Genomic DNA, 12,736 nt, shown 5'->3' with positions numbered 1-12,736 from the left:
GCGGCGGCGCCCACCGCGCGCGCGTCGGCCGAGCGCAGCCGCGGCCAGAGCAGGGCGAGGAACGCGGCGGCGACGGCGGCGTCGAGACCGAACCGGCGGGGGTCGCCGAGCACGTCGCCGAGCAGCGCGCCGGCGAGGGTGGTGAGGTTCCAGAGCGCGAACACGGCCAGCCCGGTCACCCAGAAGCCGCGCCGGCGGGCGTCGGCGTCGTCCTGGGCGATCGCGACGGCGGTGGACTCGTCGATCGTCAGGTGGGCCGCGGCGACCCGGCGCAGCCGGCCGCCGACCGTGGCCGGCAGCGCGAGCAGCGGCGCCACCTGCAGGCTGTAGAGCAGGTTGCGGACGCCGAGCAGCGCCGCCGCCGCGGTCGCCGCGGCCCCCGCCCCGCCGGCCCCGACCACGCCGACGAACGCGAACTGGCTGCCGCCGGTGAACATCAGCAGGCTGAGCAGGCAGGTCTGCCAGACGTCGAGCCCGGCGGCGACGGACAGGGCGCCGAAGGACACGCCGTACGCGCCGACCGCCACGCCCACCGACACCCCCTGCCGGGTGGCGGCGCGGACGGCGTCGCTCACCCGCTGCCCTCGAGGGTGGCGACCAGGCGCAGCTCGCGCAGGCCGTCGGCGCCGGGGACCTCGAGCTCGCGCCAGGCGCCGTCCGGGCCGAAGCCGGCGGACTCGAGGAAGGTGCGGCGCGCGGTGTCGACGAGCGGGCACCAGGTGCTGAGCGCGGCGACCTCGTCGGTGCGCGCCAGGTCGGCCGCGGCCGACAGCAGCCGCGACGCGTGGCCGCGCCGCTGGTGCGCGGGGTCGACGTGGAGCGCGACGAGCTCGCCGTCGCCGTCCCCGGCGGCGAAGCCGACGACGGTGCTGCCGGCGCAGGCCACGAGCACGTGGTGGCGCGGCGACGGGGGCGCGGAGACGGCCGGACGCCACGCCTCGGCGAGGACGTCCGGCTCGAGCGCGGCCAGCACCTCGGCGGGCAGGTGGTCGGCGTACGCGGTGCGCCACGAGCGCGAGTGCACGGCCCCGACGGCGGGCAGGTCCGCCGCGCGGGCCGGGCGCACGGACGCGTCCGCGCCGGCGGCGCCGAGCAGGTCGGGGGTCTCCACGCGGCCGATCCTCTCACTGCGGGTTACGGTGACCACGTGCTGGTGATCTTCGGGACCAAGGCCTACGTGAGCGTGCTCGCGACCGTGATGGCGGTCTGCACCGTGTGCGGCAACCCCGCCGCGCAGCGGGTCGAGAAGCGGGTCACCAAGTTCACGCTGTTCTTCCTGCCGCTGTTCCCGGTCAGCACCCGCTACGCCGTCCAGTGCGCGATGTGCGGCGCCACGAGCCGGCTCGACGAGGCCGAGGCCGAGCGGCTCGCGTCCGGCCCCACCCGCCCGGGCGGGTCGTCCGTGTCGGACGCCGAGCCCCAGCGTCCGGCTCACTAGAGTCGACCGGGTGAGCGACGACCCCGGCACCGCACCCCCCACCACCTTCCGCTCCGACGTCACCGTCGAGTTGGTCCGCGCGAGCGCGCAGGACGCCGACGTGCTGTTCGCGGCGCGGGTGTCGACCAAGGGCGAGTCGAGCCTGGAGGACGTCGACGCCGACGCCTCGCGCTCCGCGGGGCTCATCAACTACCTGATGCGCGACCGGCACGGCAGCCCGTTCGAGCACAACTCGCTCACCTTCTACGTGCAGGCGCCCATCTTCGTCTTCCGCGAGTTCATGCGGCACCGGATCGCCTCGTACAACGAGGAGTCGGGCCGCTACCGCGAGCTGCGCCCGGTCTTCTACGTGCCCGGCCCCGAGCGCCGCCTGGTGCAGCAGGGCAAGCCGGGCGCGTACGAGTTCGTCGAGGGGACGCCGGAGCAGCACGAGCTCGTCGACCGCGAGACCCGCGCGGTCTGCGAGGCGGCCTACGCGTCGTACCAGCGCATGCTCGAGGCCGGCGTCGCGCGCGAGGTGGCGCGCATCGTGCTCCCCGTGACCATCTACTCCTCGATGTACGTCACGGTGAACGCGCGGTCGCTGATGAACTTCCTGTCGCTGCGCACCAAGCGCGACGACTCGCACTTCAAGTCGTTCCCGCAGCGCGAGATCGAGATGTGCGCGGAGCAGATGGAGGCCGCCTGGGCGCAGCTGATGCCGCTCACCCACGCGGCGTTCGAGCAGAACGGCCGCGTCGCCCCCTAGTCGACGGCCTCAGTCGACCAGGTCCGCCCAGCCCTTCGAGCGCTCGACCGCCGCCCGCCAGCGGCGGTAACCGGGCTCGTCGCGCTCACCCGGCTCGAACCGCCGGTCGAGGCGCCAGGCCTGCGCGACCTCGTCCTGCGAGGACCACACGCCCGCGCCGAGCCCGGCGAGGAACGCGGCCCCCATCCCCGTCGTCTCGAGCACGGTCGGGCGCTCGACGGGCACGGCGAGCTGGTCGGACTGCCACTGCATCAGCCAGTCGTTGCCGCTCGCGCCGCCGTCGACGCGCAGGACGGGCACCTGCTGCTCGATGGAGGCGAGCACGTCGCGCACCTCGTACGCGATCGCCTCGAGCGTGGCGCGGACGAGGTGGGCGCGGGTGGTGCCGCGGGTGAGGCCGAGGATGGTGCCGCGCGCCTGCGGGTCCCACTCCGGGGCGCCCAGACCGGTGAGGGCCGGCACGAACACCACGCCGCCGGTGTCCGGGACGGTGCGGGCGACGGCCTCGGTCTCGGCCGCGGACCCGACGATCTGCAGGCCGTCGCGCAGCCACTGCACCGCTGCGCCGGTGACGAAGATCGAGCCCTCCTGCGCGTAGGTGCGCTCGCCGTCGGGCGACATCCACGCGATCGTCGACAGCAGCCCGGTGCCGTCGCCGCCCCCGCTCCCCGCCAGCGGCGCCGCGACCGGCTCGGACCCGGTGTTCACCAGCACGAACGACCCCGTGCCGTAGGTGCACTTGGTGTCGCCGACCTCGAAGCACGCCTGCCCGAACAGCGCGGCCTGCTGGTCGCCGGCGATGCCGCTGATCGGCACGTCGAGACCGAGGAAGGCCGACGGGTCGGTGCGGGCGACCTCGCCCCAGCTGGGCACGACCTCCGGCAGCGCGGCGCGGGGCACCCCGAACAGCTCGCACAGCTCGTCGGACCACTCGCCGCTGCGCAGGTCGAGCAGCAGCGTGCGGGAGGCGTTCGAGGCGTCGGTGACGTGGCGTGCGCCCCCGCTGAGCCGCGCCACCAGGTACGAGTCGACGGTCCCGATCGCGAGCGAGCCGTCCTCGACGCCGGCCCACGACCGGGTGTCGTGCTCGGCGAGCCAGGCGAGCTTCGTGGCGGTGAAGTAGGGGTCGAGCCGCAGGCCGGTGAGCTCGGCGACGCGCTCCTCGTGGCCGGCCTCGCGCAGCCGGGTGCAGACGTCGGCGCTGCGCCGGTCCTGCCAGACGACGGCGCGGCGAGGGGAGGCCAGGGTGCTGCGGTCCCACAGCACGGCGGTCTCGCGCTGGTCGGTGATCCCGAGCGCGACCACCTCGACCGCACCGCCCGGGTTCGCGTCGCCCTCGTCGAGCGCCGTGCGCGCGGCGGCGATCGTCGCCTGCCAGATCTCCTCGGGCTGGTGCTCGACCCAGCCCGGCCGCGGGAAGTGCTGCGGGAACTCCTCGTACCCGCGGGCGAGGACGGTGCCCGCCTCGTCGTCGTCGACCCCGACGAGCAGGACGGTCACCCCCGTCGTGCCCTCGTCGACGGCCAGGACCGCTCGGCGCTGCGCAGGCATGGGCCGGACGGTAGCCGACCGCACCGCTGGGGCGCGCCGGGTCCGAGACGTGGTCGTCGATTCTCGGCCTGATCGCACCAGGGGATCAGTCCACCCCCTGGTGTTCCGCGCCGACGACGTGGCCGAGCTGGCCCGCACCGTGCGGCGGCGCGCCTTCCTCGATCACCGCCACCGACGTCTGGCGAGCGGCCGACGGCACGCTCGAGGTGCCGGGCGACGCCGTCGAGCTGCTGCCCGACCCGGCCGACCAGCCGGGGGAACGAGCCTCAGCCGCGCGGCTGGCCGATCGCGTCGAGCAGCTCGCCGAACCACGGCTCGGAGGTGTCGAAGGCCTTGTGGCCGGCGATCCGGTCGAGCTCGACCGCGCGGAGCTCGCCGCCGCGCTCCTCGTCGTGGCCGATGACGCCCGCCTCGCCGCGCAGGCCGCACTCGACGGCGAGGTCGGTCATCTCGCGGATCAGGGCGAGGTCGCGCTCGCCCGCGGGCGCGGACCGGGAGAAGTACCCGGACTTCTGCACCATCGTCTTGCGCGCCCCGAGCCGCTCGCCGAACGTGCTCGCGAACCAGGCGCCCGGGTTGATGGTGTCGAGCTTGACGTGGCCGAAGGGGTCGCGGGCCACCTCGGTGCCGGACGCCTCGAGCTGGGCGACGATGTCGTCGACACCGGCGCCCTCGGACAGGAAGATGTTCACGCAGCCGACCTCGTCCATGACGGCGCGGAGCCGCTCCGCCTCGGCGTCGAGGTCGACCGCCACCTCGGGCACGTAGACCGCGTGCACCGCCCAGCGCTCGGGCGACAGGCCGATGCCCGGCACCCACTGCTGCTGGGCGTGCCACGCCACGTACTCCCGCGCGGCGGCGGCGGTGAGCCACCCGCACGCCCGTCCCATCACCTCGTGGACGATGAGCATCCGCGGGTTGGAGCCGTGCTCGGCGAGCACGTTGCGGGCGAACAGCGCGGCCTGCTCGGCGGCGGTGGTCGCGCCGAGGCTCTGCCGGATCGGGACGATGTCGTTGTCGATCGTCTTCGGCAGGCCGACCACCGTCAGGCCGTAGTCGTGCTCGCCGAGGTAGCGGGCCAGGTCGGCGGCGGTGGTGTTGGTGTCGTCGCCGCCGATGGTGTGCAGCACGTCGACGCCGTCGCGGCTGAGCTGCTCGGCCGCGACCTGCAGCGCGTCCTGGCCCTCCGCGATCAGGCCCTGCCGCACGCAGTCCGCGGTGTTGGTGAGCTTGACCCGGCTGTTGCCGATCGGGGAACCGCCGAACCGGTGCAGCACCGACGCGTCGCGACGGGTGGCGTCGTCGACGAGCACCGAGTCGCCGGTGAGCAGCCCGTGGTAGCCGTGGCGGTAGGCGAGGATCTCCACGTCCGGGGCCACCTCGGTGTAGCGCTCGATCAGGCCACCCAGCGCGGACGACAGGCAGGGGGCGTACCCACCGGCCGTGAGGACGGCGACGCGGCGGACGGTCATGGGAGGTCTCCTCCGGGGTCGGACGACGGGTTCGTGCAGGAGGTCGTGCAGGGCGCCGTTGCCCGCGTGCGGGCCCGATCGTAACCGGACGTGACCCAGATCACGTCGGCGCCCGCATGGTGGGACCGGCGTCTCACCGGCGGTCCGCCGACCCGGTCCGCTGTCCGGTGCGCGGACGCGGGCGCAGCCGGATCCTGAGACGGATCTACCCTGGTGCGGTGACCAGCGCCGTCGTGAACCCCGTCCCGTCCCCGGACGTCGTCGCGGGGCTCGACGCCTATCGTGCGCTCCCCGCCGCCCAGCAGCCCAGCTGGCCCGACGCCGACGCCCTGCAGGCCGTCCGCGACGAGCTCGCCGGCCTGCCGCCGCTGGTGTTCGCCGGCGAGGCCGACCTGCTGCGCTCGCGCCTGGCCGAGGCCGCCGCGGGGCGTGCCTTCCTGCTGCAGGGCGGCGACTGCGCCGAGACCTTCGCGGGCGCCACCGCCGACCAGATCCGCAACCGGATCAAGACCGTGCTGCAGATGGCCGTGGTGCTCACCTACGGGTCGTCGATGCCGGTCATCAAGATGGGCCGGATGGCGGGGCAGTTCGCCAAGCCGCGGTCCAGCGACGAGGAGACCCGCGAAGGCGTGACGCTGCCCGCCTACCGCGGCGACGCGGTGAACGACTACGCGTTCACCGAGGCGTCCCGGACGCCCGACCCCGCGCGGTTGCTGAAGGCGTACCACACGGCCGCGTCGACCCTGAACCTCATCCGCGCCTTCACCACAGGCGGTTTCGCCGACCTGCGCCAGGTGCACGAGTGGAACAAGGGCTTCGCCGGCTCGGCCGCCAACGCCCGCTACGAGACCGTCGCCGCCGAGATCGACCGCGCGATGCAGTTCATGGACGCGTGCGGCGCCGACTTCGACGCGCTGCGCACCGTCGAGTTCTTCTCCAGCCACGAGGCGCTGCTGCTCGACTACGAGCGGGCGCTCACCCGCATCGACTCGCGCACCGGCCTGCCGTACGACGTGTCGGCGCACTTCGTGTGGATCGGCGAGCGCACCCGCCAGCTCGACGGCGCGCACGTCGACCTGCTCGCGCGCGTGCGCAACCCGATCGGGGTCAAGCTCGGCCCGAGCACCTCCGCCGACGACGCGCTCGCGCTGATCGACAGGCTCGACCCGACGCGCGAGCCCGGCCGGCTCACCTTCATCACGCGGATGGGGGCGGGCCAGATCCGCGAGGTGCTGCCCGGCCTGGTCGAGAAGGTGCACGCGAGCGGCGCGCAGCCGCTGTGGGTGTGCGACCCCATGCACGGCAACACCTTCAGCTCGCCGAGCGGCTACAAGACGCGTCGGTTCGACGACGTCATCGACGAGGTGCGCGGGTTCTTCGAGGTGCACCGCGGCGTGGGCACCGTGCCCGGCGGCCTGCACGTCGAGCTCACCGGTGAGGACGTCACCGAGATCCTCGGCGGGTTCGAGGCGATCTCGGACGCCGACCTCGCGACCCGCTACGAGAGCCTGTGCGACCCGCGCCTGAACCACCAGCAGTCGCTCGAGCTCGCCTTCCTGGTGTCGGACATGCTGCGAGGCCGTTGACCCGATGACGTCCAGCAGGGGGAGCCAGGACAGCCAGGACGGTCGCGTCGTCGACCTGCGCTCGGACACCGTGACCCGCCCCACGCCGGGGATGCGGACGGCGATGGCCGAGGCGCCGGTCGGCGACGACGTGTACGGCGAGGACCCCACGGTCGCCGCGCTCGAGCAGCGCGTCGCCGCGCTGCTCGGGCACGAGGCGGCCCTGTGGTGCCCGACCGGGTCGCTCGCGAACGTGCTCGGCGTCCGCCTGCTCGTCGAGCCCGGACGAGAGCTGTTGTGCGACAGCCTCGCCCACGTCGTCCGGGCCGAGCTGGGCGCGCACGCCGTCACGTCCGGCGTCACCACGCGCACCTGGTCGGCGACCACGCCCGGCCGTCCGGTCGGGCTGCTCGACCCCGACCTGCCGCTGTCGATGGTGGTGCCGGACGGCGGCCCGTACCTGGTGTCGACCGCCGCCGTCGCGGTCGAGAACACCCACAACTTCGGCGGCGGGACCGTGCAGCCGCTCGAGGCGCTGCAGCGGCTGCGCACCGGTCTGGACGGGCAGGGCGTCGCGCTCCACCTCGACGGCGCCCGGCTGTGGAACGCCCACGTGGCCGACGGCGTCGCGCTCGACGACTACGGACGGCTCTTCGACACCGTGTCCGTGTGCCTGTCCAAGGGCCTCGGCGCCCCCGCCGGGTCGGTGCTGGTGTCGAGCGCCGAGCAGGTCGCCCGCGCCCGGGTGTGGCGCAAGCGGATGGGCGGAGGCATGCGTCAGGTCGGGATCCTCGCCGCCGCAGGGCTGTTCGCGCTCGACCACCACGTCGACCGGATGGCCGACGACCACCGGCGCGCTCGCGCGCTGGCGCGGGCCTGCGCGCAGGTCGTCCCCGGCTCGGTCGACCCCGAGTCGACCCGCACGAACATCGTCGTGCTCGACCTCGCCGCGGCCGGGGTGCGCGCCGCCGACGTCGTCGCCACCGCCGCCGAGCGGGACGTGCTGGTCTCGGCGATGGGCACGTACGTGCTGCGCGCGGTCACCCACCTCGACGTCGACGACGACGACGTCGACCGCGCCGGCCGGGTGCTCGCCGAGGCGCTCGAGCAGGCCGTGGCCGGGGCACCGCACGGGGTGCGGTCGGCGTGAGCCCGCACGAGGACCCGCGCCGTCGCGTCCTGCCACCCGGCCAGAAGCTGTCGGAGTCGTTGCGCGCCAAGCACTACGGCCGGGTGCCGCGGATGCACCTCGACACCTGGACGCTCTCGCTCACCGGCGCGACCGCCTCGGGCAGCAGCAGCGTGCTGACGCTGGAGGAGGTGCGGGCGCTGCCGCGCACCACCGTGCGCGGCGACCTGCACTGCGCGTCGAAGTGGTCGGTGCCCGACCTGTCGTGGGGTGGGGTGCTCGTGCGCACGCTGCTCGACCTCGTCCCGCCGGCGCCCGACGTCACCCACGTGCTGGCGTTCGCGGAGTACGGGTACTCCGCCACGCTGCGGATCGAGGACGTCGCGAGCCCCCGCGCGGTGGTCGCCGACGAGCTCGACGGCGAGCCGCTGACCCCCGAGCACGGCTACCCGCTGCGGCTGGTCGTCCCGCACCTGTACGGCTTCAAGGGACCGAAGTGGCTGCGGGGGCTGGAGTACCTGCGGCACCCGGTGCGAGGGTTCTGGGAGCAGCGCGGCTACCACGTGGTCGGTGACGCCTGGCGCGAGGAGCGCTACGCCTACCAGGAGTGAGGACGGCGGACGGGGGACGTGGTCGTCACGGCCCCCGCCGCCGCACCGGTCTCAGACGTTCGGGGGCGGGTCGCCGCCGCCGTCGCCGGGGGGCTCCTCCTCGCCGCCGCCGCCAGGCGGCGTCCCGAGGCAGTCGCCCTTGCGGTAGCCGCCGTTGCCCCCGGCGACCGGCGGGTGGCCGCCACTGGAGTTGTGGCCGCAGTTGCCCCAGCCGTTGTCGCCGCCGTTGTCGGACGGCGCGACCGGCACGACCGGCCCGGCCGGCCGGTTCGGGACGCCCGGTGCGCCGGGAGCGGCGAGGGCGGACGCGGCGCCACCGGCACCGAGCACCGTGGCGAGGACGAGCGTGCTGACGAGTCTCTTCATGGGCGGACCTCCTGGGACCGGACCCCGAGCAGTGCGGACGAAGGAGGCATCGACGGCGAGGGCCCGGTCCTCGAGGGGCCGCCAGGACGAGCCCGGTGCCGCCCTCCGTCACCGGGGGAGGCGGTCGCTGGTCCGACCGGGCACGGCGGTCGCCCGCCGGTCACGGCTCGTGGTGGAGCGCCTCCGCCGGCGGGTCGTCGACGGCCAGCGCGCCGGCCCGCGCGGGGTCGGTGCGACGCGGCACGAGCTCGACCACGTACATCGCGACCAGGACGAGCGCGCCACCGACGAGCACCCGCGGGCCGAGCACCTCGCCGCCGAACAGCACCGCGAACAGGGCGGCGAAGACCGGTTCGGTCGTCATCACGACGGCGGCCCGGGTGGCGCTCATGTGGGCCTGCGCCCAGGTCTGCACGACGAGCGCGCCGGCGCCCGCCACCAGCGCCATGTAGAGCACCGCGGTCCACGCGGCCGGGCCCTGGGGCAGGACGATCCCGCCGGGCAGCGCGGCGAGCGTGCAGACGGCCGCGATGACGAGCATCTGCACCGTCGACAGCCCGAGGGCGGTGGACGGTCGCGACCACCGGCCGAGCAGCACGATGTGCAGCGCGTAGACGGCCGCGGCGCCGAGCGTCATCAGCTCGCCGGTGCCGGCGGCCAGGCCGCGCAGGCTCAGGACGCCGAGCCCGACCGTGGCCACGGCGACCGCCACCCAGGTCGAGGCCGGCGTCCGCTGCCGCAGCAGCACCGCCGCGAGCACCGGGGTGAGCACGACGTACAGGCCGGTGACGAAGCCCGAGACCGACGCCGCCGTGGTGGCCAGCCCCTCGGTCTGCAGCAGCTGCGCCACGGCGTACAGCAGCCCGAGCAGCAGCCCGCGGCGCCGGTCGACGGCGTCCAGCCGGCGGGTCTGCGGCCACAGGACGGCGAGCAGCACGACCGCCGCCACCCAGAACCGGACGGCGAGGAAGTCGGCCGACGGCAGCGACTCGAGCACGTCCTTGATCAGGAAGAACGTCGAGCCCCAGACGGCCGTCATCGCCGTCATCGCCAGGGTCGGGGCCCAGCCACCGACGCGGCCGGGTGCGGCCACGGTCCGGACCCGCTCAGACCACGTTGACGGTGACGGTGCTGCCGCGCGGGACCTGCTCGCCCGCACCGGGGTTCGTCCCGAGCACGGTGCCGAAGCCGTTCTCGACGAGCCGGCGCACCTCGACCACGAACCCGGCCTCCTCGAGCGTGCGGCGGGCCTCGTCGAGCTGCTGGCCCCGCACCTGGGGGACCGCGACCAGCGGGGGGCCCTTCGAGACGACCAGCGCGACGGCGTCGCCCCGGAACAGGGTGCCGTCGGCCGGCGCCTGGCTGATCACCAGCCCGGCCGCGACCGTGTCGGAGAACTCCTCGGTGACCGCGGGGGCGAGGCCGGCGTCGGTCACGGCCTGCTCGGCCGCGGCCCGCTCCTGGCCCGTCACGGCCGGCACCGGTATCGGCTCGCGGCCGCGGGAGACGACCACGACGACCTCGGTGCCGCGCTTGACCTGCTCGCCCGCGGCCGGCACCTGGCTCACGATGCCGCCCTCCGGCACGGTCTCGCTGTACTCCTGGACCGGGTCGGGCGCGACCGTGAGGTCCTCGGCGGCGAGCACGGTGCCCGCCTCCTCGACGCCCTTGCCCGCCAGGTCCGGGGTCAGCGTGAACTCGGTGCCGCGCGAGACCAGCACGGTGACCGTGCCGCCCTTGCGGACCTGCTCGCCCGCGCCGGGCTCGGTGCCGACGACGCCGCCCGCCGGCACCTGCTCGTCGTACTGCTCGACCGGCTCGGCCACCAGGCCGGCGGAGGCGAGCGTGCGCCTCGCCTCCTCGAGCGTGCCGCTGACGGTGGGGACGACGGTGTACGCGCCGGGTCCGGTGAGGAAGTACCAGCCGACCCCGCCACCGGCGACGGCGAGGACGAGCAGCAGCACCAGGGCCCACAGCCCGCGGCGGCGCCGGGCCCCCTGCGGCCCGTAGCCCCACTCGCTGCTGCGGTCGACCTCACCGGTCGTGGCCGGTGCGCGCCGGCCCGCGCGCGCGTCGTCGAGGCCGAGGCGGGTGCCGACGATGCGGGTGGCGTGCTGGTCGGGCACGTCCGGGTCGTCCTGCGGCAGCGTGCCGTCGGCGTGCGGCGCGACGACCGGCTCGCGGTCGAGCTCGTCGTCGTCGAGGGCCGCCAGGACCTCCTGCACCTCGAGCAGCAGGGCGCGGGCGTCGGCGGGACGGTCGTCGGGGTCCTGCGCGGCGGCCCGGGTCACCAGCGCGTCGACCGCCGCCGGGATCCCCGGGTCGAGCGAGGACGGCGGCGGCACCCGCTCGTGCACGTGCTGGAACGCGACCTGCACCGGCACCTCGCCGGTGAACGGCTGGCGCCCGGTGAGCATCTCGAAGGCCATGACGCCGACGGCGTAGACGTCGGAGCGGGCGTCGGCGATCCCGCGCAGGACGAGCTCGGGCGAGAGGTAGGCGGCGGTGCCCATCAGCAGACCGGTCGTGGCGCTGGTCTGGCTCGAGCTGGCCGCGCGGGCCAGGCCGAAGTCGGCGACCTTGACCCGCCCGTCGTCGGTGAGCAGCACGTTCTCGGGCTTCACGTCGCGGTGCACGATGCCGGCGCGGTGGGCGACGGCGAGCGCCTCGAGCAGCGGCTCGAGCACCCCGAGCGCCTGCCCGGCCGTGAGCGCCCCCGCCTCGTTCAGCAGGTCGCGCAGGGTGGTGCCCTGGACGAGCTCCATCACCAGGTAGACGAGGTCGTCGTCGCGGCCCTGGTCGTAGACGGCCACGACGCCCTGGTGCGACAGCCGGGCGGCCGAGCGCGCCTCGCGGTGGAACCGGGCGACGAACTGCTCGTCGTCGGCCAGGTGCGGGTGCATCACCTTGACCGCGACGTCGCGGTCGAGCCGGGTGTCGGTGGCGAGGTACACCGTGGCCATGCCGCCGCGGGCGATGCGCGAGACCACCTCGTACCGGCCGTCCAGGGCGCGGCCGACCACGTGGTCGGCCGCGGTGCGCGGGCCCTGGTTCACGCCGTCGAGCATAAGGACGCCGCGCCGCGCCCCGGCGCAGGCTCGCCCCGGGGGCCCCGATCGCGGCAGGGCCTACCGGTACCGGGCGACGAGGGTCTGCACGCTCGCGACGTAGCGGCGCGTGTCGGCGTACATGCCGTTCTTCCGCACCGACGACAGCCCCTGGTAGTACGCGGCGATCGCGGTCGGCACGTCGCCGCCCGCGGCGCGCAGGTTCGCCCTCAGCACCAGCACGCCGGCCAGGACGTTGTCCTGCGGCACCAGCAGGTCGAGCCGGCGGCCGGCCATCTCCGAGGCCCACCGTCCCGAGGACGGGATGACCTGCATGACCCCGACCGCGTTGGCGGGGGAGACCGCGCGCATGTTGAAGCCGGACTCCTGGAACGCGATCGCCTGCGCGAGCGCCGGGTCGACGCCCTGCGCGCGGGCGGTGCTCGCGACCATCGCCTGCATCTGGGCCCGGGTGGGCACCGAGCGGGCGTCCAGCGCGTCCTTGTTCGCCTGGGCGGCCGCGACGGTGGCGGCGGGGTAGGTGCGGCCCGCGAAGCTCGAGCCGACGGTGCCGGACGAGGCCTGCGCGGACGGCACCGTCACGCGCTGGCCGATCTGGAGCCGGTCGGAGATGCCGGGGTTGGCGGCGCGCAGCGCGGCCAGGCCGACGCCGTGCCGGGCGGCGATGTGGCTGAGCGTGTCGCCCTGGCGCACCGTGTAGCGACCGGTGCCGCCGGCCGTGGCTGCGGCCGGCACGGCCGTCGCGGCGGCGACGCACGACCTCGTCGACCCCTGGTCGATCACCCTGG

General features: G+C 75.1%; 13 protein-coding genes. 5 read left to right on the top strand and 8 right to left on the bottom strand.

Features of this window, described 5'->3' with window-relative positions; all coding sequences use genetic code 11:
- Positions 1-575 (bottom strand): AzlC family ABC transporter permease (locus ACYVKY_RS20965; protein WP_460436925.1); only part of this gene is annotated, 575 nt, incomplete at its 3' end.
- Positions 572-1,111 (bottom strand): GNAT family N-acetyltransferase, encoded by a 540-nt coding sequence (locus ACYVKY_RS20960; protein WP_460436924.1) that lies wholly within the window; start codon positions 1,109-1,111, stop codon positions 572-574. The genes ACYVKY_RS20965 and ACYVKY_RS20960, both read right to left, overlap by 4 nt.
- 36 nt (positions 1,112-1,147) lie before the next feature.
- Between ACYVKY_RS20960 and ACYVKY_RS20955 the strand changes: the two genes are divergently transcribed.
- Both ACYVKY_RS20955 and thyX read left to right on the top strand, forming a co-directional pair.
- The gene (locus tag ACYVKY_RS20955; protein ID WP_460436923.1) at positions 1,148-1,438 is read left to right on the top strand and encodes a zinc-ribbon domain-containing protein; all 291 of its coding nucleotides are present in this window, start codon (positions 1,148-1,150) and stop codon (positions 1,436-1,438) included.
- A gap of 10 nt (positions 1,439-1,448) precedes the next feature.
- Positions 1,449-2,186, top strand: coding sequence for an FAD-dependent thymidylate synthase (gene thyX, locus ACYVKY_RS20950; RefSeq protein WP_460436922.1), 738 nt, complete (start codon positions 1,449-1,451; stop codon positions 2,184-2,186).
- 9 nt (positions 2,187-2,195) lie between these two features.
- Here thyX and ACYVKY_RS20945 read toward each other — a convergent pair whose 3' ends face one another.
- Both ACYVKY_RS20945 and ACYVKY_RS20940 read right to left on the bottom strand, forming a co-directional pair.
- Positions 2,196-3,737 (bottom strand): FGGY family carbohydrate kinase, encoded by a 1,542-nt coding sequence (locus ACYVKY_RS20945; RefSeq protein WP_460436921.1) that lies wholly within the window; start codon positions 3,735-3,737, stop codon positions 2,196-2,198.
- Positions 3,738-4,003: 266 nt separating this feature from the next.
- On the bottom strand, positions 4,004-5,209 hold the full coding sequence (locus ACYVKY_RS20940; RefSeq protein ID WP_460436920.1) for a pyrophosphate--fructose-6-phosphate 1-phosphotransferase: 1,206 nt from the start codon (positions 5,207-5,209) through the stop codon (positions 4,004-4,006).
- A 218-nt stretch (positions 5,210-5,427) separates the two neighbouring features.
- On the opposite strand from ACYVKY_RS20940, the gene ACYVKY_RS20935 reads away from it, so the two are divergent.
- Genes ACYVKY_RS20935 through ACYVKY_RS20925 form a run of 3 tightly spaced genes read left to right on the top strand, consistent with a single transcriptional unit; the run spans position 5,428 to position 8,514 of the window.
- Positions 5,428-6,795, top strand: coding sequence for a class II 3-deoxy-7-phosphoheptulonate synthase (locus ACYVKY_RS20935; RefSeq protein WP_460436919.1), 1,368 nt, complete (start codon positions 5,428-5,430; stop codon positions 6,793-6,795).
- 4 nt (positions 6,796-6,799) lie between these two features.
- A complete protein-coding gene (locus tag ACYVKY_RS20930) occupies positions 6,800-7,924 on the top strand; it encodes a threonine aldolase family protein (protein ID WP_460436918.1) in 1,125 nt (374 codons plus the stop codon).
- The gene (locus tag ACYVKY_RS20925) at positions 7,921-8,514 is read left to right on the top strand and encodes a molybdopterin-binding protein (RefSeq protein WP_460436917.1); all 594 of its coding nucleotides are present in this window, start codon (positions 7,921-7,923) and stop codon (positions 8,512-8,514) included. The genes ACYVKY_RS20930 and ACYVKY_RS20925 overlap by 4 nt, the downstream gene beginning before the upstream one ends.
- Before the next feature lie 51 nt (positions 8,515-8,565).
- Here ACYVKY_RS20925 and ACYVKY_RS20920 read toward each other — a convergent pair whose 3' ends face one another.
- The 4 genes from ACYVKY_RS20920 to ACYVKY_RS20905 all read right to left on the bottom strand — a co-directional run.
- On the bottom strand, positions 8,566-8,880 hold the full coding sequence (locus ACYVKY_RS20920; RefSeq protein ID WP_460436916.1) for a hypothetical protein: 315 nt from the start codon (positions 8,878-8,880) through the stop codon (positions 8,566-8,568).
- A 160-nt stretch (positions 8,881-9,040) separates the two neighbouring features.
- Complete coding sequence (locus ACYVKY_RS20915; RefSeq protein ID WP_460436926.1) at positions 9,041-9,928, bottom strand: DMT family transporter; 888 nt, start codon at positions 9,926-9,928, stop codon at positions 9,041-9,043.
- A 58-nt stretch (positions 9,929-9,986) separates the two neighbouring features.
- Positions 9,987-11,936: a Stk1 family PASTA domain-containing Ser/Thr kinase gene (gene pknB / locus ACYVKY_RS20910; protein WP_460436915.1), complete on the bottom strand. Its 1,950-nt coding sequence runs from the start codon at positions 11,934-11,936 to the stop codon at positions 9,987-9,989.
- 72 nt (positions 11,937-12,008) lie between these two features.
- The coding region (locus ACYVKY_RS20905) for a lytic transglycosylase (RefSeq protein ID WP_460436914.1) at positions 12,009-12,736 on the bottom strand (728 nt) is incomplete at its 5' end.

The organism is Angustibacter speluncae, from assembly GCF_054777815.1.
The sequence above is the reverse complement of the archived record's forward strand: the minus strand, read 5'-3'. Positions and strand labels throughout refer to the sequence as shown.

Excerpts from the sequence above, each read along its gene's own strand:
- ACYVKY_RS20915 (WP_460436926.1), bottom strand. The coding sequence starts at position 9,928 with ATGACGGCGATGACGGCCGTCTGGGGCTCGACGTTCTTCCTGATCAAG.
- ACYVKY_RS20940 (WP_460436920.1), bottom strand. The coding sequence starts at position 5,209 with ATGACCGTCCGCCGCGTCGCCGTCCTCACGGCCGGTGGGTACGCCCCC.
- ACYVKY_RS20930 (WP_460436918.1), top strand. The coding sequence starts at position 6,800 with ATGACGTCCAGCAGGGGGAGCCAGGACAGCCAGGACGGTCGCGTCGTC.
- ACYVKY_RS20945 (WP_460436921.1), bottom strand. The coding sequence starts at position 3,737 with ATGCCTGCGCAGCGCCGAGCGGTCCTGGCCGTCGACGAGGGCACGACG.
- ACYVKY_RS20920 (WP_460436916.1), bottom strand. The coding sequence starts at position 8,880 with ATGAAGAGACTCGTCAGCACGCTCGTCCTCGCCACGGTGCTCGGTGCC.